We start from the raw sequence: 20,144 nt of genomic DNA on the forward strand, positions 1-20,144 counted from the left end.
CGTAAGCAGATGGCCGAATGTACGACCACGTCCCTTCGAAGCCCGCACACGGTGTCGGACCGAGTACGCCCGAATCCGCCGGTTACCCGTACAGGTGAGCTTGGCATCGCGGCGCATGGCGGCTCCCCCCGTACGGAATGAACTCAGAGCCAACGTCACCGTGAGTGACCATTCTTGCCCGTGGGAGTGCCGTGATGACCGGCGTGGACTCAGTACAGACCTGCCCCTTCCGCCATGACGAGGCCCTGGAACCCGACCCCTTCATGGCCAGGATGCGTGTCGAGGCGCCCGTCGCCCGTGTGCGCATGCCGTACGGCGAGGGCGAATGCTGGCTGGTGACGCGGTACGAGGACGTGAAGACCGTCACCTCGGACCGCCGCTTCAGCAGAGCCGCCCTGATCGGGCGGGACTTCCCCCGGATCACTCCGGCGCCCATCGCGCAGTCCGAGTCGATCAACCTGATGGACCCGCCCGCGCTCAACAGGGTGCGCAAGCTGATCACCAAGGCCTTCACCACCCCGCAGGTGGAGGCGCTGCGCCCGTGGACCCAGCGGACGGTGGACGGCCTGCTGGACACCATGGCCAGAAGCGGCGCTCCGGCCGACATCGCCGACCATCTCGCGGACCGGCTGCCGCTGATGACGATCTGCGAGCTGCTGGACGTACCGGAGGCGGACCGCCCTCAACTGCGCCAGCGCGCCATGGACATGATGTCCATGAACGCCGCCGACCGGAATTCGGCGGTCGAGGCGAAGGCATGGCTGCGCGCCTACTTCTCGGAGCTGACGGCGGAGCGGCGGAGGTCACCCGGCGAGGACCTGATCAGCGGCCTCGCCACGGCGCGCATCGGCGACGAGATGCTCGACGCGGACGAACTCGCCGTGCTGGCCATGCTCCTGGTGATCACCGGTCACGACACCACCACGTACAACATCAGCAACATCGTCTATACACTGCTGACTCAGCCCGAGCGCGCGGCCGAGCTGCGCGCCCGGCCCGAACTGCTTCCGCAGGCCCTGGAAGAACTGCTGCGCCACATCCCCTTCCGCCAGGGCGTCGGCATCCCCCGCGTCGCGACGGAGGACGTCGAGTTCGACGGTGTCGTCATCAAGGCCGGCGACACGGTCCATGTGTCCTATCTGACGGCCAACCGTGACGAACTCGCCTACGACCGCCCCGACGAGCTCGACTTCCACCGTGAGAACCCCGCCGTGCACATGACCTTCGGTTACGGCAGCCACCACTGTCTGGGCGCCCACCTGGCGCGCATGGTGCTCCAAGTCGCCATCGGCACACTGCTCAACCGTTTCCCCGACCTTCGTCTGGCCGTCCCGGCGGAGGAGGTGCGGTGGAACACCGTCTCGATCTGGCGATACCCGCTCGCCCTGCCGGTCACCTGGTAAGGAGCTGATCATGGCAACTCTGTGCAGGCCCGCCATCGCAGTCCCCGAGCACGTCATCACGCTGGAACAGACCGTGGAGCTGGCACGGGAGCTCCACCCCGACCATCCCCAACTCGAACTCGCGGTACGGCTCATCAGCAACACCGGTGTCCGCACCAGGCGTCTGGTGCAGCCCATCGAGACGACTCTTCGGCATCCGGGCTTCACCACCCGTAACGCCGTCTACGAGGCGGAGGCGAAGAGGCGGGTGCCGGAGGCCGTACTCCGTGCGCTGGACCACGCCGAACTGACTCCGCGGGACATCGACATGATCGTCTACGTGTCGTGCACCGGCTTCATGATGCCCTCGATGACCGCGTGGCTCATCAACACCATGGGCTTCACGTCGGAGACCCGGCAGCTGCCGATCGCTCAACTGGGCTGCGCCGCGGGCGGTGCGGCCATCAACCGGGCGCACGACTTCTGCTCCGCGTATCCGGAGGCGAACGTACTGATCGTGTGCTGCGAGTTCTGCTCGCTCTGCTACCAGCCGACGGACCTCGCCGTGGGCAACCTGCTCTCCAACGGCCTCTTCGGGGACGCCGTCGCCGCCGCGGTGGTACGGGGCGAGGGAGGCACCGGCGTACGTCTGGAGCGCAACGGCTCCCATCTGGTGCCCGACACGGAGGACTGGATCTCCTACGCGGTCCGTGACACCGGATTCCACTTCATGCTCGACAAGCGGGTGCCCGGCACAATGTCCGTCCTCGCGCCCGCCATGCGGGAGATGGCGGAACCGCACGACTGGGACGTGTCCGGACTGGACTTCTACATCGTGCACGCCGGAGGCCCCAGGATCCTGGACGACCTCTGCCAGTACCTCGACGTACCGGCGGAGATGTTCCGCTACAGCAGGGCGACCCTCACCGAGCGCGGCAACATCGCGAGCGCGGTCGTCTTCGACGCGCTGGACCGCTTCTTCGAGGACGGTGGGGCCGAGCACGGTGCGCGCGGGGTGATCGCCGGCTTCGGGCCCGGCATCACGGCCGAACTGTCCCTCGGCACCTGGTCGGTGGCCGGCCGGGAGAGCGGACAGATCGAACGGGAAGTGATCCTTCCGACGCCGGTCCTGATGGCGGGCTCGGACGCGGCCGGCTGATCCGGCCCGGCAGCCGGCCGCCGCTGTCCTCAGGTGCCGGACGGGACCGCTGTCCCGTCCGGCACCTCGCGGAACACCCTCTCGACGCGGCTATCTCGGGCCGCCCACCCGGAAGCCGGGTCCTTCCGGCGGATCGTCCCTGTCGTGCGGCATCAGCTCGATCTCGATGCGGTGCATGCTCTCGTGCGCCGCCGTCGCACCCGCCTCCGCCGTGACGACTCCGATGTTCAGCCCGCCCTTGCCGGTGCCCTCGCGCCGTACCTGCACCAAGAATTCGACGTGCACCCGCTCCACCCGGAACTGGAGCCCGCTGTCACGCCCGCCCCGCCGCGCCTCTTCCAGTTCCTCGCGGATCCGGCCGATCACCTCGGCGAGACCGACGGTCTCCGCTCCGTCGTATCCTCCACGTCCGCCACGCGCGCTCATTCCGACCCCCCTCGTCACACAGCGGGGGTCCATTGTCACACCCCGTGGTTATTGTTGAGCAGTATGAGGCAGCTGGAGACCACGTCCAACTCCGCGTCGCAGGAGGACCCTTGGCGGGTCCGGCTGGTCGAGGGGGAGAACAGCGCCGCGCCGCCGCTCGGGGCGGGCGTGCTGCTGCCGGGTGGGCTCGTGCTCACCTGCGCCCATGTGGTGCTGTCCAAACCCCGTCGCGGGAGCGGCGGTTCGGGGGAAGCCGGGAGACGCGACGGTCCGCCCCGGCCGGTCGCGCCGCTGTACGCGGAGTTCCCCGGCACCCGCGGGGATCCGCCCCCGCGCCTGCGCGCCGAGGTGCTGGCCGACCAGCTCAAGCCGCCGACCTCGACCTTCAGCGCCGACATCGCCCTGCTGCGGCTGGCCTCCGTGCCTCCGGTTGAGACCGCCGTGCTGCACCGCCAGATCCCGGCTCTCAACGAACTGGTGCACTCCGTCGGGTACACGGACGAGCTGCCCGGCGGCGAGACCATCAACGCGCGGCTCATGGGGCGCGGCGGCCCCGCGCGCTATTCCGAATGGGTCCAGCTCAACCCGGTCGACGAGTCCTTCGCGGTACGCCCCGGCTACAGCGGCGGCGGCGTGGTCCATACCCGCACGGGCGGGGTCATCGGCATCATGACGTACCGGTACAAGGACCATCGGTTCTCGGTCGACTACGCGTACATGATCCCGACCGAGACGATTCTGCGGTATCTGTCGGTCCTGCGGCCCCGGCCGGCCGGTCATCAGGACGAGTTGAAGGTGACGGGGCGCGCCGCCCTGTCGCACACCATCCCGTTCGACCCGCCCAGGAGCGGATCGAACCGCGCTCTCGCTCTGCGCCGCAAGGTGACCCACTGGCTCATCGACGCGGCTCCGGCGACCGGCGCGGCGTCGGCCCCCGCCCCCGCCCCGGTCTCGGATCCGGTCTCCGGGGCCGACCCGGCGGCCGGCAGGCGCACCGCCACGGAACCGGTGGAGCTCGTCTTCGCCCGCGACGGCCGTCCCGACGACATCTCGGCGGTCTACGCCACGCTCAACCTGGCCGACCGTGAACGCAATCCGCGGCCGGCCGACCGGGGCGACCCCACCGAACCGCCGGTCGGCTCGATCGACATGGCCGTGGACGCGCAGGGCCGGACGGCAGGACAGCTCATCGCGCGCACCGCCGAGCGCATCGGCCTGGTGGGTCCGTCGGGGCCCACCGGACCGTACGACGACGAAGGACCGTACGAAGGGCGCGGACCGGACGAGCACGAGGGGCCGGACGACCGCGACCGCCTGCTGGCGCGGATCGCCGGGGACAGCCCGCCGATCTCCGCCGCCTTCCTCTCGGTCGACAGGGCGGCGCCGACAGGCGAGGCGGTGCTGCCGCTGCTGAAAGCGTTACGGAAGGGCCGGCTGACCCGCTTGCTGCTCGTCTTCCGCGACCCGGCGTCCCCGCTGCTCGAAGACGTCGTGGACACACTGCTCGACGACGCGTGGGCCGAGCGCCGCACAACGGCCCTCGCGGCGCGGCTCGCCGTGCTCGCCGAGCTGGAGAAGAGGTTCCGCAGGCTGTACGCGCACTCCGGCGACCGGGGCGTCACCGACGCGCCCCGGCCGGTGTATCGCCAACTGTCCTCCCGGCTGGCCGAGTTGCGTACGGACGGGGAGGTGCCGCACAGGAGCGCCGCTCTCGCGTACGACCTCTTCCTGCTCGACATCGCCGTCGAGGAAGCGCTCCAGTCGGCCGGGTCCGCCGTACGGCTCCTCGACCGCCCCAACTCACCGGGTGAGTATGTCGTGAATCCGTCCGGTGGCGGCCTCACCGATCTGCCGCACATCACCGTCGACGATCCCGACGCCTTCGTGGAGCCCGAGCCCGATCCGGGGCCGGGGCCCGGCCCGGGGACTCCGACGGAGCCGGAGGCCGGCCTCGTACGCGGCCAGGAGCTCCACCAGCAGTACAAGGTCGTCGGACTGCTCGGCGAGGGCAGTTACGGCCAGGTGTATCTGGCCCGCGACCAGATGCTGGACAACCGTCCGGTGGCCCTGAAGGGCGTACGGGACCCCGACGACCCGACCGACCGGTGGATCTCCCGCCTGGAACTGCTCCGGCTGGTCAGCCTCAACCACCCTTCGATCATCAAGGTGTTCAACTACGCCCGGCATCCCGGCCACCCCAAGCAGCCCGAACACCCGGCCAACAAGGCCCGGTTCATCGTGATGGAGTTCGCGGACGGGGCACCGCTCCAGTGGGTAGCCGAGCAGATCGCGCGCAACGCGGCGCCCTTCGACGGCTACCGCGTCCATGAGTTCATCGCCGTCTACGGGCTGCTGATCCTGGACGCGCTCCGCCATCTGCACGAGGACGAGGGCTTCGTCTACGGCGACCTGTCCCTCACCAACGTCATCCACTGCGGCAGCGGCATCAAGCTCATCGATGTCGCGGGCGTACGGAAGATCGGCCACGCCGGCCCGGTCACGTATCCGGCGCCCGAGCTCGGCAGTTCCACCAAGGTGACGGTGGCGGCTGATCTGTACGCGGTCGGGGCCGTCCTCCAGGAGCTGCTCGACCGGGTCCCCGCGCGCGCCGCCGACCTCGGTACGACCTCACTCCAGCGCGTCCTGCACCGGGCACGGGCACCGCGCCCCGAGGACCGGTTCGCCGACGCGCAGGAGATGTCCGTCCAGCTCCGCGGCGTGCTGCGCGAGTTGCGCTCGCTGCGTCTCGACGAGGAGACGTTCGAGCCCTCACCGCTGTTCGCGGTCGCGCCCGCCGCGCTCGACGGCGAACTCGGCAAGGCGCCGCCCCTCGAACAGTGGCGGCACGGCGGGAACGACAAACGGCCGCTGACCATACGGCCGCCGGAACCGGCCGAGGTGGCCGTGGGCCTGCCCGTGCCCAAGGTGAGCCGCCAGGACCCCAACTGGAAGGAGCTCCAGCGCACGTCGTACGACGATCCGGCCGGGCTGCTCCAACTCAGCGCCGACTGGCAGCTCTCCCCCGAACTGGCGCTCCTGCGCTGCCGTCTCCATCTGGAGGTGAGCCGCTACCGGTCGGCCGACGCGGGCAGACATCTGGCGTCTGCCACGGCCGAGTTGAGGCGGGCCGAGGCCGCCGTCGGCTCCCTGGCCGAGTCCGACTGGCGGCTGCGCTGGCACCAGGGTCTGCTCCATCTGGCCGGGAACGACACGGCGTCGGCGCTGCGCTCCTTCGACCAGGTCTACGCGGCGATTCCCGGCGAGTACGCGCCGAAGCTCGCGCTCGGCTACTGCCACGAGGTCCTCGACCACCCGCGCGAGGCCATGGTGTTCTACAGCGCGGTGTGGAAGCGCAACCACGCGCTGGGCAGTGCCGCCTTCGGCCTGGCCCGTATCCATCTGGCCGACGGCGACACCCGGCTCGCCCTCGGCCGGCTCGAAGCCGTTCCCGCCGACTCGCGGCATCGCACCGCCGCCCGCACGGGCATGGCGCGTATCCACGCGGACCTGCCGGCCGACGGTGCTCCGCCGACCGTGGCCGCCGCCAAGAGGGCGTACGAGGCGCTGCACCGGCTCGCCAGATACGAGGGGATGACGGACCGTCAGGCCCAGGACCGGCTGCGCACCGACCTGCTGGAGCTGTTGCTGCGGCTGGTCACCACTCCCCCGGAGCCGGATCCGCTCGGCGCGCTCCGCGAGGCGCTGGACGCGGAGATCCCGATCCCTCGCACCGAGCACGAGCTGCGGAAACAGCTGGGCGCGGGCTACGAACGGCTCTCCGAGCAGGTGCCCCGCACCACCCTGCGCGAGCACAGGACGCTGGAGAGAGCCCTGCTCGACAACGCCTTCCGCACCCGGCCTTACGCGTTCGCCCACAGCAGGGGCGAGCAACGCCAGGGCCGGCTGCGGGGCTGGCGGCCCGGCCGGCTGCGCGCCACCCGGGCGACGGACCCGCAGCCGGGGGCGGACGCCGCCGGCGGGGAGCGCTGATGGGCCGCCGGTACACCGTGCCGGCGCTGCTCCGGACCGCCCGGACAGCGGGGCGGTCTGCCGGGCGTGCCGTGTGGCGGTCGACAGGGCGGCCGATGTGGCGCTGGTCCTCCGGCCGCAGGCCCACCGCGGACACGCGACGGCACACCGCCCCGTTCCTGTTCAGCCGCATGCTGCTGCTTCCGGCGCTCGCGCTGACCGTCCTGGCGCTCGCCGGGACGGCGTATCTCGACCTGCACGGCCGTACGCAGCAGCTGCGCGAGCGCTACGCCCCCGCCATGGTCGAACTGGCCCATGCCAGAACGTCGTTGGCGCTCGCGGACGCCGAAGCCACCCGGCGCCTTGGTGACAACGGCAGGGATCCGCTGCTCCAGACCGATCTCGTCGGGCTCGGCGAGAAGTATCCGTCGCTGCTGACCGAGGCGGCACAGAGCCTCAACAACGCGGCACAGACCAAGGCGCTGCGCACCGACCAGGAGCAGGAGGTACGTGTGGTGTCCGGGCTCGTGGTCGCCTACGACGACTGGATACGCTGGTCCGACAGCCATCACGAGAGCAAGGCCCTGCGCACGGCCGGGCTGGACTACGCGGAGAGCCTGCTGCGCGACACCGGCACCCCCGCCGAGCCCATGGCCGTGCTCAACCGCATCAAGGCCCTCGAAGGTGAGCTGGACGCGGACGCGTCGGAGCTCTCGGGCTGGAGCCCGCTCTCCGCCGTGACGGCCTCGGGCGCCCTGCTGGCCGTGCTGGTCTTCGTGTTCACCGTCGCCGGCACCCTGGACTTCATCCGCGACCGGTTACATGTACGGAGCCTGCTGCTGATCCTGTACGCGCTGCCGGTCCCGCTGGTCCTCGGCGTACTCGTCCTCGGCGCCCTCGGCCAGCACCGCGCGCAGCGGGAAGTGCGGGAGGCGGGCGTCGAGCTGGCCGCGGTGAGCGCGACGGCGAAGGCCGATCCGACGATCGAGGATCTGGACGAGCGACTGGCCGTCGAGCTGCGCGGCACTCACCCGGGCGGCTGGGCGCTGGCGGCCGAAGTCGCCCTGATGGTCGGCTCGGTGGGCGCGGTGGCGTCCGGTTTCACACTGTTCCACTACGGCCGCGGACACTTGAAGATCTTCTGGAGGACGCCGTGAGGGCTCCGTACCGGCTCTTCCGCACGGTGCTCGCGGGCGCCCTCCTGGTCGGGGCGGCCGTCGTCTCGGCAGGCTGCGCGGCCGAGGACGAGCCGACGCTGGTGGTCCTCGGCCCCTGGACGGACGGCGAGGAGAAGCCGTTCAGGAAGACGCTCGCGAAGATAGGCGAGCGGACGGGCCGGCATTACGTCTACAAGGGCACGCGCTCGCTGCGCGAGACACTGGTCGCGCAGCTGCGGACGGACGCCCCGCCCGACGTGGCGATCCTCAACGGCCCCGGCGAGCTGGCCGAGTACGCGCTCAACGGGGACGCGCGGCCGCTTGAGGGAGACGTGGAGGACAAGGCCGTCGCGCCGTGGGCGCCGAGCTTTCCCGTCACGACCACCAAGGGAACGGAGACACACGCGTACTGGGTTCCGATCCGGGTGGACCTGAAATCCATCGTCTGGAGCAGAGCGGGCGAGGCGGACGCGGGGCCCGAGGACGCCGTGTGGTGCCTGGGCATGGCCTCGGGCGCGACGTCCGGGTGGCCGGGCACGGACTGGATCGAGGACCTGCTGCTGCAACGGCAGGGCCACGCCGTGTACGAGCAGTTCGCCACCGGCCAACTGCCATGGGACAAAGGGCCCGTGAAGCGGGCGTGGCAGGACTGGGCCGCCCTGCTCGCCACCGACGAGCCCGCGAACGGCGTGGACTCGCTCACCACGCACTTCGAGAATCTGGGCGCCGGCAGATACGGGCTGCTGAAAGGCAAGGACTGCACCCGCGAGCACCAGGGTTCCTTCATCGGCCGCCATTACGGTGACGACGTGAGGCCCGCTCCGACCGCCGATTTCGTCGAGGGGCTGCCGCGGGGCCGGAACGTGTTCGAGGTCTCGGGCGACATGGCCGCGGTGTTCAAGCCGAGCGACGCGGCGTGGGAACTGCTGCTGGAACTCACCTCGCCGCGGACGCAGGCCGACTGGGTCGATGCGGCGGGTCCGGGGGAACGCCCGTACTTCCCGTCCGGTACATCGGGTACGTCGGGTACGGCAGGTACGACCGGCGGGAAAGCCCCGACGGGGGCTTCGGCAGACGTGCTGCGGATGCTCGACGGCGCGGATCAGATCTGCGTCGACGCGTCGGACGCCATGCCGTCGACGTTGCGGGGTGCCTTCCAGCGGGCCGTACTGGAATTCCTGGAGAAGCCGCAGGACACTGTGGCGCTCGACGGCCTGCTCGCGCAGCTGGAGGCCGAGCGGCTGTTGCAGCGCGAACCCGACGCGTTCGTCCTGGACGATCTGTGCGACGCACCGCCGGGCTGACGTGCCGCCGGGACCGACGGCCCGGCGACACGTACCGGCAGCACGTACTGGCGACGGGGTCCAGCCGGTTCCCGGCGTTCAGGGCGTGATGGCGATGTTCGTCAGGCCGCGCCCGCCGGCGACCGTGTTGTTCGAGTGCACGGTCGTCCGGCAACTGGCGGTGTCGGCGGTGACGTTGATCGCGAGCTGCTTGTCGCCGGTGGCGCCGGTCAGGTCCGACTTGTTGCCGCGGAAGACGGTGCCGCAGCCCCAGCCCGACTGCTGGGTGTGGGTCTCGAAGCCGTTGTTGGTGGTGTTCTTCCCGGTGTTGTTCTCGACGAGGGTGTTGTTGCCCTTCACATCGACCCAGGAGTCGTCGAAGTTGGCACCGGTCAGCCCGCGTCCGTCGAAGGTGTTGCCGATGATCTGCGCGCCGGTGGTGCCTTCCTTGATGTCGATGGCCTCGCCGCCGACGTCGGGGCCGATGGTGTTGCCGATGATCTGTGCGTTGTCGCTCTTGTCGGAGGTGCCGCCGGCCGAGCCGACGTAGACGCCTTCGCCCATCCCCCGGCCGTCGTTGCCGGTGTCGTAGATCCGCGAGTTCTTGATGACACCGTCGCGGCTGGTGTTGCGGAAGTGGACGCCTTCCATGTCCAGGTCGTGCACGACGACGGAGTCGATGACGACGCCGTTGGCGCTGTCCGCCATGATGCCCTTCTGAGCGCCGGTGAGGGTGATGCCCTTGACGGTCCAGTACGAGGCGCCGTTGAGGTGCAGCACATAGCCGCCGCCCGCGCTGAGGACGGCCTTCTCCGAACCGGTGAGCGTGATACGGGAGTTGGCGGTGCCGGCGACCAGCGCCTTGAAGTTACCGGTGTAGAGGCCGTCGGCGAGCTGGATCGTGTCGCCGGGGCGGGCGGCGGTGAGCGCCGACTTCAGCTCGGCGGCGGTCTTCACGTTGATGACGGCCGCGTGGGCGGGGGTGACCGTCGCGGACAGCACGCCTGCCGTCGTGGCAACGGCGAGGAGAGTGGGGAGCAGCCTTCGAGCACGCATCGCAAGCGCCTTCCTGCGGAATGTGGGGTCGCATGAGCCGAGATCTCATATGCGAACAGGGGACGAGCTTGTGAATACTTGAGCTGACTGGCCACCGTAGGGACACCGATCAACCCCGTCAAGGTCCGTACCAATAGCGGGACTTCGGCTTTCCTGCCCACACGCACGCACCCCGACGCCCGACACTCCGGCGCGGCGTCGTGCAGTGTGCGCACGATCGATCGTACTTTTATGCCATGACAACTGTGGCGAAGGCCCTCACCGAAGAGACCGATCCCTTCTGCCTCTCCCCGGCGCGTGCCGCGCGGCTCCTCGCCGGTGCGCCGTGGCGACGGTTCGCGGTGGCCGGGGACAGCCTGGCCGCCGGCACCGGCGACCCGAGCCCCGGTTACGCGAACCTGCCGTGGGCCGAGCGGGTCGCCGGCGTACTGCGCGACGTCCGCCCCGAGTTGGTCCATCTGAACACCGGCACGCCCGGAGCGACGGCCTCCGACACGCTGGCCGGGCAGATGGACGAGATCGTCGCGTTCGGCCCCGATCTGCTCCATGTCTCCTGCGGCGCCAACGACTTGTTCCGCCGGCGGCCGGACTTCGGCATCGTCGAGCGCACGGCGCGGCAGGTGTTCGAGCGCGCGGCGGGGACCGGGGCGCGGCTGACGACGTTCACGCTCGGCAGGGCGTTCGACGTACCCGCCATCCCCGATTTCCCCCGGCGGGTGCGGACACTCAACGACATCACGCGCGCCCTGGCGGTCGAGTACGACATGGTGCTCGTCGACATGTGGGACCACCCGCTCAACGCGCGCCCGGATCTGCTGAGCGAGGACCGTATCCACTTCTCGACGTCCGGCCAGGCGGTGCTGGCGTCCGAGGTGGTGAAGTCACTCGCTGACGCCGTCGGCGCCGTCAGGGCGGGCCGAAGCCCTCACGGGCGCGCCGTTCCTGAATGAGGCGGACCGCCATCGCGCCCTCACCGACCGCGGACGCCACGCGCTTGACCGAGCCGCCGCGTACGTCGCCGGCGGCGAACACCCCGGTGAGCGCTGTCTCCAGCATCAGCGGGGCGGGGGTCAGCGACCGCCTGGGCACCGGACTGGTCGAAGCGAAGGCGTCGGGCCCGCACAGGACGAAGCCGCGCTCGTCGAGGGGAAGCGTGTCCCTGAGCCAGCCGGTGTGGGGACTGACCCCGATGAAGACGAAGAGCGCCCGCACCCGCGTACGGCTCCGTTCTCCGGTGCGGTTGTTCTCCACCGTGAGCGCTTCGAGCGAGTTCCGCCCGTGCGCTTCCCGGACCTCGGTGTGCGGACGCACCTCCACGCGCGGGTGGCGTTCGATCTGGTCCACCAGATAGCGCGACATGGAGGCCCCCAACTCACCACCGCGCAAGAGGAGTTGGACATTGGGTGTGAACCGGGCGAGGAAGAGCGCCGCCTCGCCGGCCGAGTTGCCGGCGCCGACCACCGCGACCGGATTGTCGCCGCACTGCCGGACCTCCTCCAGTGTGGCGGTGTAGTGGACACTCCCGCCTTCGAGACGCTCGACCCCCGGGGCGGTCAGCCTCCGGTAGTGGGCCCCGGTGGCCACGACGATGTGGTGCCCGGCCGCCTCCGTACCGTCGGCGAAGGTGACGACGTAGTGGCCGTCGCTCTCGCGCAGGGCGATCGCCTTGGCGGGCACGGTGATGGCCACACCGAACTTCCGGGCCTGGACGACGGCGCGTTCCACCAGTCCGCCGCCCGAGATCCCGGTGGGGAAGCCGAGATAGTTCTCGATACGCGCGGACGTGGCCGCCTGACCGCCGGTGGCCACGCTGTCGACCATCGCCGTGGTCAGTCCCTCCGACGCGCCGTAGACCGCGGCGGCCAGGCCGGCGGGTCCGGCGCCGACCACCAGCAGGTCGCGCACATGGTCGGGCGGGACGCCGGTCGCGGGCACACCGATGAGCGCGGCCAGTTCCGCGTTCCCGGGGTTGCGCAGGATGTGCCGGCCGCCCCACAGGACGACGGGGGTCTTCTCGGGTGTGAGTCCGAAACGGCTCAGGAGCGCGTCGGCGCCGTGATCGCGTTCCAGATCGGTCCAGCGGTACGGCAGTTGGTTGCGGGCGGCGAACTCGCGCAGCCTGCGGCTGTCGCCGGAGTATCCGGAGCCGATGATCTGGAAGCCGACGCCCTCGCCGACATGCAGTTCACGGCGGACGAGGCAGGCCTGGAGTACGAGGTCCCCGAAGTCCGTTTCCCGGACGACGAGTTCGCGCAGTCTGTCGACGGTGAGGGTCAGCATGTCGCCGGGTTCGCGGGCGATCACGGTGTAGAAGGCCGCCCGGCCTTCGAGGAGACCCAGTTCGCCGAGGAACCGGCCGGGTCCATGGACCCGGATCTCCTGCTCGTCCGGGCTGCCGGGGCCTTTCACGACGACGACCGAACCGCGCAGGATCACCAGGAACCGCTCGCAGGTCTCCCCTTCCACGAAGAGGCGTTCACCTTCCTCGAAGGTGCGGCGGCGGGCGCCGGACCGCGCGAGCATGTCGATCTGTCCGGGGCTCAGCCGGGGGTAGGCGCCGTTGAGATCGGGCGTCTCGTCGGGCGGCGGCGCGGACATCTCGCCGACAGGCACCTCCTTGCCCGGCACCTGGCCGGCGGACATCCCGCCGGCGGGCATCTCGTTGCCCCGCACGTCGTCGGCGGACATCAGACGAGTGCCTCGTGGAGATAGCACCAGCGCCAGTCCTGGCGCGGCACGAAGGGCTCCACGATCGGGTGCCCGTCGATACGCGCGTGGTGACGGGCGTGCTTGAGCGGCGAGGAGTCGCAGCACCCGACATGCCCGCAGGTCAGACAGAGACGCAGCTGCACCCAGGGCGTCCCCAGCCGCAGGCACTCCTCACAGCCCTCCGGGGTGAGCGGCTCGACGGACCGCACCATGGACAGATGCGGGTCGACTCCGATGCTCATGGTGCTCACTCCTTCTCCTGTCCGGCGTTCCGCCCGTCGCGCGGCCCGCTGTCGGGAAAGGTGACGACGAGTTCGCCGTTCTGGGCGTCGACCAGGATCGTCGCGCCGTCCTCGACGTCACCGCGCAGCAGCGCCCGGCCGATGAGCGTCTCCACCTCGTGGGAGATGTAGCGGCGCAGCGGCCTGGCCCCGTAGACCGGGTCGAAGCCCTGGTGGGCGATGAGTTCACGGGCCTGCTCGGTGAGGTCGACGCCGATCCGGCGTTCGGCGAGACGCCCGCGCAGTTCGTCGAACTGGAGCTCCACGATGCGCTCGATCTGTACGAGACCCAGGGGCTGGAACAGCACGATGTCATCGACCCTGTTGAGGAACTCGGGGCGGAAGTGGGCCCGTAGCTCGGCCAGCACCAGATCGCGGGCGTCGGGCTTGATCTCGCCGTCGGCCGTGGCGCCGTCGAGGAGATGGGACGACCCGATGTTGGACGTCATGATGATCACCGTGTTGCGGAAGTCGACCGCCCGGCCCTGGGCGTCGGTGATGCGGCCGTCGTCCAGGATCTGCAGGAGGGTGTTGAAGACGTCGGCGTGGGCCTTCTCGATCTCGTCGAACAGGACGACGGAGTACGGCTTGCGGCGTACGGCCTCGGTGAGCTGGCCGCCCTCCTCGTAGCCGACGTAACCGGGTGGCGCGCCGACCAGCCGGCTGACCGTGTGCCGCTCCTGGTACTCGCTCATGTCGAGACGGACCATGTTCTCCTCGGAGTCGAAGAGGGCCGCCGCGAGGGTCTTGGCTAGTTCGGTCTTTCCCACTCCGGTCGGTCCCAGGAAGATGAACGACCCGATGGGCCTGCGCGGGTCGCGGATGCCGGACCGGGCCCGGATGATGGCGTCGGCGACCAGCCGGACGGCCTCGTCCTGGCCGATGACGCGCTCCTGGAGTATCTCGTCCAGGCGCAGCAGCTTCTCGCGCTCGCCCTCCTGGAGCCGGGCCACGGGGATGCCGGTCCAGGCGGCCACGATGTCGGCGATCTCGTCCTCGGTGACCACCTCGCGCAGGAGCCTGGTCTCCCCCTGTTTGGCGGCGAGTTGTTCCTCCTCGGCGGCGAGCCGGCGTTCGAGTTCGGTGAGGCGGCCGTAGCGCAGCTCCGCGGCCCGGTCGAGGTCGTAGGTCCGTTCGGCCTCCGCCGCCTCGCGCCGGACCTGTTCGAGTTCCTGGCGCAGGTCCTGAACGCGGCGGATGGCCTGGCGTTCGGCTTCCCACTGCGCCTGTTCGGCGTCGGCCTCGCCGCGCAGATCGGCGAGTTCACGGCGGAGTTCGGTGAGCCGGGCCTCGCTGGCGGCGTCCGACTCCTTGGAGAGCGCGGCCTCCTCGATCTCCAGGCGGGTGACGCGGCGGGTGATCTCGTCCAGTTCGGCGGGCATGGAGTCGATCTCGGTACGCATCCGGGCGCAGGCCTCGTCCACCAGGTCGATGGCCTTGTCGGGGAGGAAGCGGTCGGAGATGTAACGGTGGCTGAGTGTCGCCGCCGCCACCAGGGCGGTGTCCTGGATCCGTACGCCGTGGAAGACCTCCAGGCGCTCCCGGAGCCCGCGGAGGATGGAGACGGTGTCCTCGACGCTCGGCTCGTCCACCAGCACCTGCTGGAAGCGCCGTTCGAGCGCGGCGTCGGACTCGACGCGTTTGCGGTACTCGTCCAGTGTGGTGGCGCCGATCATATGGAGTTCGCCGCGGGCGAGCATGGGCTTGAGCATGTTGCCCGCGTCCATGGCCCCCTCGGGGCCGCCCCCGGCGCCGACCACGGTGTGCAGTTCGTCCACGAAGAGCAGGATCCGCCCGGCGGCGGCCTTGACCTCGCCGAGGACGGCCTTGAGGCGTTCCTCGAACTCGCCCCGGTATTTGGCGCCCGCGACCAGCGACCCCATGTCGAGGGAGAAGACGGTCTTGTCCCGCAGCCCCTCGGGGATGTCGCCGCGCACGATGCGCTGGGCGAGTCCCTCGACGATGGCCGTCTTGCCGACGCCGGGGTCGCCGATGAGGACCGGGTTGTTCTTCCGTTTACGGCTGAGGATCTGGGTGACGCGGCGGATCTCGGCGTCGCGGCCGATCACCGGGTCGAGGGTGCCCTCGCGTGCCTCGGCGACCAGGTCGCGGCCGTACTTCTCCAGCGCCTCGTACGCCCCTTCCGGGGTCGCGGAGGTCACTCGCTGGTTGCCGCGGACCCGGGTGAGTGCCGCCAGGAACGCTTCCTTGGTGAGGCCGTACTCCTTCAGGAGGCGTCCGGCGGAGCTCGCGGAACCCTCGTCCACGAGCGCCAGCACGAGGTGTTCGACGGAGACGTACTCGTCCTTGAGCCGGTGCGCCTCCTGTTCGGCGGTGTCCAGCAGTCTGCCGAGTCGCTGGGTGACGAAGACCTGGCCCGGCGCCGCGCCCGGGCCGGTGCTCCGGGGCCTGCGGGAGAGGTCGGCCTCCACGGCGCCGCGCAGATCGGCGGTGCCGGTGCCCGCCTGGTCCAGCAGCCGTGGGACGAGGCCGTCCCGCTGGTCCAGGAGCGCGAGGAGCAGATGCTCGCCGTCGGTCTCGTTCTGCCCGAGGCGTACGGCCACGGTCTGGGCGTCCTGGAGCGCTTCCTGGGACTTCTGGGTGAGCCGGTTCATGTCCATGGCGGCTGATCACTCCTGGTGTCTCGGCGGCGCAGGGCGGTTTCGAGGCGGCTGATGCGGTCGAGGAGGTCGACCACCACGCCCAGCGCGGCGTAGTTGAGGCACAGGCCGACCCGCAGCCTTTCCATCCGGGCGAGTTCCAGCGGGGCGCTCTCGGCGAACCGGAGCCGGCCGGATGCCTCACGGCGGGCGTCCAGCAGACCGAGGGCGACGAACTTGCGGACGGCGTCGGGGTGCATCCCGGACCGGCGGGCGACGGTCTCCAGGGAGAGTCCGGGCAGCGGTGCCAGCGCGTAGACGGTGCGCGTCCGGGGGCGCGCCGGACGGGGCGGTGGCGGGGTCATCGCATCCTCCTCGGGTCGAAGCCGGAGACGCTCGCCAGCTGTTCGAAGAGATCGCGCTCACGGTCGGTGGGGTGCCGCGGCACCGTGATCCGCAGCTCGGCGTAGAGGTCGCCGTCCTTGCCCTGCGGGTTGGGCAGTCCTTCGCCACGGAGCCGCAGCCTGCGCCCGCTTGAGGAACCGGCCGGGACGGACACCTTGGCGGTCCCGTGCGGTGTGGTGACGGGAAGGGTCGCGCCGAGCGCCGCTTCCCAGGGGGAGAGGGCGAGTTGGACGGTGAGGTCGCGGCCGTCGACGCGGTAGATCTTGTGCGGTGCCAGACGCACCCGGAGATACAGGTCGCCCGCCGGCGCGTTGTCGCTGCCCCTCCCGCCCTGTCCGGCGAGCCGGATCCGCTGCCCCTCGGTGACACCGCGCGGGATGTTCACCTCGTAGCTGCGCCGGCCGTCGGGACCGGAGAGGGTGAGGCTGCGCCGGCCGCCCTGGTACGCGTCCTCGACGGTGAGCACCAGTTCGGTCTCCTGGTCGGCGCCGGGCACCCGGCCCCGGGCGCCTCCGGCGCCGAAAAGGCCGCCGAAGAGGTCTTCGAAGTCGACGCCAGGACCGGCGGATCCACCGCGGCCACCGGGACCCGCGGTGCCACCGAACGGGTCGCCGCCCCCGTAACCCGGTCCCGGACGCCATGTCCGCCCCCTGCCGGGTCCCGCCCCCGCTCCCCCTCCGGTCCTGGCCCCGACGCGTTCGTCGTAGTCCTCGGGCACCTTCCTGAAGTCCGGGCCGAACCGGTCGTAACGGGCCCGGGTCTTGGGGTCGGACAGCACGCTGTAGGCCTCGTTCAGCTCCTTGAAGCGTTCCTCGGCGCCGGGGTCCTTGTTGATGTCGGGGTGGTACTTGCGGGCGCGGGCGCGGTACGCCTGCTGGATCTCCTCGGTGCTCGCGGTGCGCGGCACGCCGAGGGCTTCGTAGAGGTCCACTGCCATGGGCGCGTCACTCCTGCCGCTTGCTGACGACGGCGGCCATCGGGCGCAGCTGGCGGCCGGGGGCGCCGTAGCCGGGGCGCAGGCACTGGACGACGGTTCCCGGCTCGGCCTCGGGGTCCTCCACCACGGTGACGGCTTCGTGCCGGGCCGGGTCGAAGGGGACGCCGGTCTCGTCGTCCCTGGGGTAGCCGAGGCGGTCGAGGATGTCGACGGCCTGGTTGCGTACGGCGTTGACGCCCTGGATCAGGGATTCGGTGCCGGATTCGGTGTGGGACAGGGCGAGTTCGAGGTTGTCCACCACGGGGAGCCAGGCGGTGGCGACACGGGCGCGTTCGGAGTCGCGTTCGCGTGCGAGGTCCTTCGTCTGGCGTTTGCGGAGGTTGTCGAGGTCGGCGAGTGCGCGTCGCCAGCGGTCCCGCAGCTCGTCGAGCTCGGCCACGGGGACCACGTCCGGCTCCTCGGTATCGGCCGGTCCGCCGGGTGTGGGGGGACCGTTCGGCGGACCGGCGGCATCGGGCCCCGGCGCCGCCGGACCGTTCGGTGCGGCGGGGTCGTTGGGCCAGTTGTCTTCGGAGTTGCTCTCGGGGGGCTCGCGGGGCTCGGTGGGTTCGGGTACCGGTTCCGGAGAAGTAGTCATGGCGGCCGCTTCAGTCCTTGTTGAATTCGGCGTCGATGACGTCGTCGTCGGCTCCGCCGCCGGACTCGGACTCGTCCTCGGAGCCCTCTCCGCCGGCCGGCCCGGCGCCGTCGTCGCCGGGACCGGGCCCGGCACGGCGGGCGGCGAGCGCGGCGTGCACCTGCTGGAGTTCGGAGGTCAGCGACCTGGCCCGCGCCGGGTCGGCCCCTTCCTTGACTGCCTGTTGGGCGTCGGTGACCAGCATCTGCGCGCGGGCCTTCTCGTGTTCGGGCGCGGCGTCGCCGAGTTCGGTGAGGCTCCGCTCCACCTGGTAGGCGGCGGCGTCGAGTTCGTTGCGGGCGTCGACGGCTTCGCGCAGGGCCTGGTCCTCACCACGGTTGCGTTCGGCCTCACTGACCATCCGTTCGACCTCGGACCGGTCGAGGTTGGAGCCCTCACTGATGGTGATGGACTGTTCCTTGCCGGTGGACTGGTCCTTCGCATTGACGTTGAGGATGCCGTTGGCGTCGATGTCGAAGGTGACCTCGATCTGTGGCTCACCCCGGGGCGCGGGTCGGATGTCGGTGAGCTGGAACCGGCCCAGCACCCGGTTGTCGGCGGCCAGTTCACGTTCTCCCTGTACGACCACGACGTCGACGGCCGGCTGGTTGTCGGCGGCGGTGGAGAACGTCTCGGAGCGCCGGACGGGGATGGTGGTGTTGCGCTCGATGATCTTCGTCATGACGCCGCCGCGCGTCTCGACGCCGAGCGAGAGCGGCGTGACGTCGAGCAGCAGGACATCCTTGACCTCGCCCTTGAGCACTCCCGCCTGGATCGCGGCGCCCAGGGCCACGACCTCGTCGGGGTTGACGCTCATGTTGGGTTCTTTGCCGCCGGTGAGCCGGCGGACCAGGGTCTGTACGGCGGGGATACGGGTGGAGCCGCCGACCAGGATGACCTCGTCGATGTCCTGGTCGGTGACCTTGGAATCGGCGAGCGCCTGCTGGACGGGGGCGAGGCAGCGCTCCACGAGGTCGGCGGTGATCTGCTCGAACGTGGACCGCATGACCGTCTCGGTCAGATGCTTGGGGCCGGACGCGTCGGCGGTGACGAAGGGCAGGTTGACCTGAGTCTGGGTGACCGAACTGAGTTCGGTCTTGGCCTTCTCGGCCGCCTCGAAGAGCCGTTGCAGGGCCTGCGGGTCCCGCCGCAGATCGATGCCGTTGTCCCGCTGGAAGGCGTCGGCGAGATGGTCGACCAGACGTCGGTCGAAGTCGTCGCCGCCGAGATGGCTGTCACCGGCGGTGGACCGTACCTCCACGACACCGTCCCCGACGTCCAGGATGCTCACGTCGAAGGTGCCGCCGCCGAGGTCGAAGACGAGCACCGTCTCGTGCTCCTTCTTGTCCATCCCGTACGCGAGCGCCGCGGCCGTCGGCTCGTTGATGATGCGCAGCACGTCGAGGCCGGCGATCTTCCCGGCGTCCTTGGTGGCGGTGCGCTGCGCGTCGTTGAAGTAGGCGGGCACGGTGATGACGGCTTCGGTGACCCGCTCGCCCATGGACCGTCCGGCGTCCTCGGCGAGTTTGCGCAGTACGAGCGCGCTGATCTCCTCGGGCGCGTACAGCTTGCCCCGTACGTCGATACGGGCGACACCGCCCTCGCCCTCGACGACGTCGTACGCGACGGCCTTGGCCTCGTCGGATATCTCGTCGTAGTGCCTGCCGATGAAGCGCTTGGCCGAGTAGATGGTGCCTTTGGGGTTGAGGATCGCCTGCCGGCGGGCCAGTTGCCCGATCAGGCGCTCTCCCGAGTCGGTGAAGCCGACCACGGACGGTGTGGTGCGGGTGCCCTCCGCGTTGGGGAGCACGGTCGCCTCGCCGCCTTCCCAGGAGGCGATCACCGAGTTGGTGGTACCGAGATCGATTCCTACTGCCTTGGCCATGGAAGCACTCCTCAGTACTGCCGCGCCCAGGCATCTCGCCCCGCCACGGCGGGTGTGGGCCGCGCAGGCCGGGCCCGGTTCGGCGGGACCGAGGGGCCGGCACCATCGATCAGACCTGTGCGACCGCGTCTGATCCGCTCTTGGAGTGGTCGCCCCACTCACTGTCGTCCAGTTTCACACCATTTGTTACGCCGTGCGAAAGGGGCCGCGTCATGTGAG

The 20,144-nt window shown here is 70.4% G+C and carries 15 protein-coding genes; 6 read left to right on the forward strand and 9 right to left on the reverse strand.

Annotated elements, in window-relative coordinates; all coding sequences use genetic code 11:
* Nucleotides 1-194: 194 nt before the first annotated feature.
* Both OIE74_RS02190 and OIE74_RS02195 read left to right on the forward strand, forming a co-directional pair.
* Nucleotides 195-1,403, forward strand: coding sequence for a cytochrome P450 (locus tag OIE74_RS02190; protein ID WP_329377794.1), 1,209 nt, complete (start codon nucleotides 195-197; stop codon nucleotides 1,401-1,403).
* A 10-nt stretch (nucleotides 1,404-1,413) separates the two neighbouring features.
* Nucleotides 1,414-2,541 carry a type III polyketide synthase gene (locus OIE74_RS02195; protein WP_329377796.1) on the forward strand — a complete coding sequence of 376 codons (1,128 nt, stop codon included), beginning with the start codon at nucleotides 1,414-1,416 and terminating at the stop codon, nucleotides 2,539-2,541.
* 90 nt (nucleotides 2,542-2,631) lie between these two features.
* Here the strand turns inward: OIE74_RS02195 and OIE74_RS02200 are convergent, their stop codons facing one another.
* The gene (locus tag OIE74_RS02200; RefSeq protein WP_329377798.1) at nucleotides 2,632-2,967 is read right to left on the reverse strand and encodes a trypco2 family protein; all 336 of its coding nucleotides are present in this window, start codon (nucleotides 2,965-2,967) and stop codon (nucleotides 2,632-2,634) included.
* Nucleotides 2,968-3,030: 63 nt separating this feature from the next.
* On the opposite strand from OIE74_RS02200, the gene OIE74_RS02205 reads away from it, so the two are divergent.
* Genes OIE74_RS02205 through OIE74_RS02215 form a run of 3 tightly spaced genes read left to right on the forward strand, consistent with a single transcriptional unit; the run spans nucleotide 3,031 to nucleotide 9,397 of the window.
* The gene (locus tag OIE74_RS02205; RefSeq protein ID WP_329377800.1) at nucleotides 3,031-6,957 is read left to right on the forward strand and encodes a tetratricopeptide repeat protein; all 3,927 of its coding nucleotides are present in this window, start codon (nucleotides 3,031-3,033) and stop codon (nucleotides 6,955-6,957) included.
* Nucleotides 6,957-8,093: a hypothetical protein gene (locus OIE74_RS02210; protein ID WP_329377802.1), complete on the forward strand. Its 1,137-nt coding sequence runs from the start codon at nucleotides 6,957-6,959 to the stop codon at nucleotides 8,091-8,093. The genes OIE74_RS02205 and OIE74_RS02210 overlap by 1 nt, the downstream gene beginning before the upstream one ends.
* Nucleotides 8,090-9,397 carry a hypothetical protein gene (locus OIE74_RS02215; protein WP_329377804.1) on the forward strand — a complete coding sequence of 436 codons (1,308 nt, stop codon included), beginning with the start codon at nucleotides 8,090-8,092 and terminating at the stop codon, nucleotides 9,395-9,397. Before OIE74_RS02210 ends, OIE74_RS02215 begins: the two co-directional genes overlap by 4 nt.
* Nucleotides 9,398-9,475: 78 nt before the next feature.
* Here OIE74_RS02215 and OIE74_RS02220 read toward each other — a convergent pair whose 3' ends face one another.
* On the reverse strand, nucleotides 9,476-10,432 hold the full coding sequence (locus OIE74_RS02220; RefSeq protein ID WP_329377806.1) for a right-handed parallel beta-helix repeat-containing protein: 957 nt from the start codon (nucleotides 10,430-10,432) through the stop codon (nucleotides 9,476-9,478).
* Between the two features lie 236 nt (nucleotides 10,433-10,668).
* Here OIE74_RS02220 and OIE74_RS02225 point away from each other — a divergent pair, with 236 nt between their 5' ends.
* Nucleotides 10,669-11,382 carry an SGNH/GDSL hydrolase family protein gene (locus OIE74_RS02225; RefSeq protein WP_329377808.1) on the forward strand — a complete coding sequence of 238 codons (714 nt, stop codon included), beginning with the start codon at nucleotides 10,669-10,671 and terminating at the stop codon, nucleotides 11,380-11,382.
* Here the strand turns inward: OIE74_RS02225 and OIE74_RS02230 are convergent.
* The 7 genes from OIE74_RS02230 to dnaK are packed head-to-tail and all read right to left on the reverse strand — an operon-like array spanning nucleotide 11,339 to nucleotide 19,925.
* Nucleotides 11,339-13,120 carry an FAD-dependent oxidoreductase gene (locus tag OIE74_RS02230; protein WP_329377810.1) on the reverse strand — a complete coding sequence of 594 codons (1,782 nt, stop codon included), beginning with the start codon at nucleotides 13,118-13,120 and terminating at the stop codon, nucleotides 11,339-11,341. The two genes, OIE74_RS02225 and OIE74_RS02230, sit on opposite strands and share 44 nt — an antisense overlap.
* On the reverse strand, nucleotides 13,120-13,383 hold the full coding sequence (locus OIE74_RS02235; protein WP_329377812.1) for a UBP-type zinc finger domain-containing protein: 264 nt from the start codon (nucleotides 13,381-13,383) through the stop codon (nucleotides 13,120-13,122). The genes OIE74_RS02230 and OIE74_RS02235 overlap by 1 nt, the downstream gene beginning before the upstream one ends.
* A 5-nt stretch (nucleotides 13,384-13,388) precedes the next feature.
* The gene (gene clpB, locus OIE74_RS02240; RefSeq protein ID WP_329377814.1) at nucleotides 13,389-16,043 is read right to left on the reverse strand and encodes an ATP-dependent chaperone ClpB; all 2,655 of its coding nucleotides are present in this window, start codon (nucleotides 16,041-16,043) and stop codon (nucleotides 13,389-13,391) included.
* On the reverse strand, nucleotides 16,034-16,387 hold the full coding sequence (locus tag OIE74_RS02245) for a chaperone modulator CbpM (RefSeq protein ID WP_329377816.1): 354 nt from the start codon (nucleotides 16,385-16,387) through the stop codon (nucleotides 16,034-16,036). Before OIE74_RS02245 ends, clpB begins: the two co-directional genes overlap by 10 nt.
* Complete coding sequence (locus OIE74_RS02250; RefSeq protein WP_329377818.1) at nucleotides 16,384-17,364, reverse strand: J domain-containing protein; 981 nt, start codon at nucleotides 17,362-17,364, stop codon at nucleotides 16,384-16,386. The genes OIE74_RS02245 and OIE74_RS02250 overlap by 4 nt, the downstream gene beginning before the upstream one ends.
* A gap of 7 nt (nucleotides 17,365-17,371) precedes the next feature.
* Nucleotides 17,372-18,001, reverse strand: coding sequence for a nucleotide exchange factor GrpE (locus OIE74_RS02255; protein ID WP_329377820.1), 630 nt, complete (start codon nucleotides 17,999-18,001; stop codon nucleotides 17,372-17,374).
* Nucleotides 18,002-18,011: 10 nt separating this feature from the next.
* Complete coding sequence (dnaK, locus tag OIE74_RS02260; RefSeq protein ID WP_329377822.1) at nucleotides 18,012-19,925, reverse strand: molecular chaperone DnaK; 1,914 nt, start codon at nucleotides 19,923-19,925, stop codon at nucleotides 18,012-18,014.
* Between the last annotated feature and the right edge of the window lie 219 nt (nucleotides 19,926-20,144).

It is taken from the genome of Streptomyces sp. NBC_01716, assembly GCF_036248275.1.
GTDB lineage: Bacteria > Actinomycetota > Actinomycetes > Streptomycetales > Streptomycetaceae > Streptomyces.

Coding starts and splice junctions, on each gene's coding strand:
- OIE74_RS02220 (WP_329377806.1), bottom strand. CDS start 10,432: ATGCGTGCTCGAAGGCTGCTCCCCACTCTCCTCGCCGTTGCCACGACG.
- OIE74_RS02210 (WP_329377802.1), top strand. CDS start 6,957: ATGGGCCGCCGGTACACCGTGCCGGCGCTGCTCCGGACCGCCCGGACA.
- OIE74_RS02195 (WP_329377796.1), top strand. CDS start 1,414: ATGGCAACTCTGTGCAGGCCCGCCATCGCAGTCCCCGAGCACGTCATC.
- OIE74_RS02225 (WP_329377808.1), top strand. CDS start 10,669: ATGACAACTGTGGCGAAGGCCCTCACCGAAGAGACCGATCCCTTCTGC.
- clpB (WP_329377814.1), bottom strand. CDS start 16,043: ATGGACATGAACCGGCTCACCCAGAAGTCCCAGGAAGCGCTCCAGGAC.
- OIE74_RS02235 (WP_329377812.1), bottom strand. CDS start 13,383: ATGAGCATCGGAGTCGACCCGCATCTGTCCATGGTGCGGTCCGTCGAG.
- OIE74_RS02245 (WP_329377816.1), bottom strand. CDS start 16,387: ATGACCCCGCCACCGCCCCGTCCGGCGCGCCCCCGGACGCGCACCGTC.
- dnaK (WP_329377822.1), bottom strand. CDS start 19,925: ATGGCCAAGGCAGTAGGAATCGATCTCGGTACCACCAACTCGGTGATC.
- OIE74_RS02205 (WP_329377800.1), top strand. CDS start 3,031: ATGAGGCAGCTGGAGACCACGTCCAACTCCGCGTCGCAGGAGGACCCT.
- OIE74_RS02250 (WP_329377818.1), bottom strand. CDS start 17,364: ATGGCAGTGGACCTCTACGAAGCCCTCGGCGTGCCGCGCACCGCGAGC.
- OIE74_RS02190 (WP_329377794.1), top strand. CDS start 195: ATGACCGGCGTGGACTCAGTACAGACCTGCCCCTTCCGCCATGACGAG.
- OIE74_RS02230 (WP_329377810.1), bottom strand. CDS start 13,120: ATGTCCGCCGACGACGTGCGGGGCAACGAGATGCCCGCCGGCGGGATG.
- OIE74_RS02200 (WP_329377798.1), bottom strand. CDS start 2,967: ATGAGCGCGCGTGGCGGACGTGGAGGATACGACGGAGCGGAGACCGTC.
- OIE74_RS02255 (WP_329377820.1), bottom strand. CDS start 18,001: ATGACTACTTCTCCGGAACCGGTACCCGAACCCACCGAGCCCCGCGAG.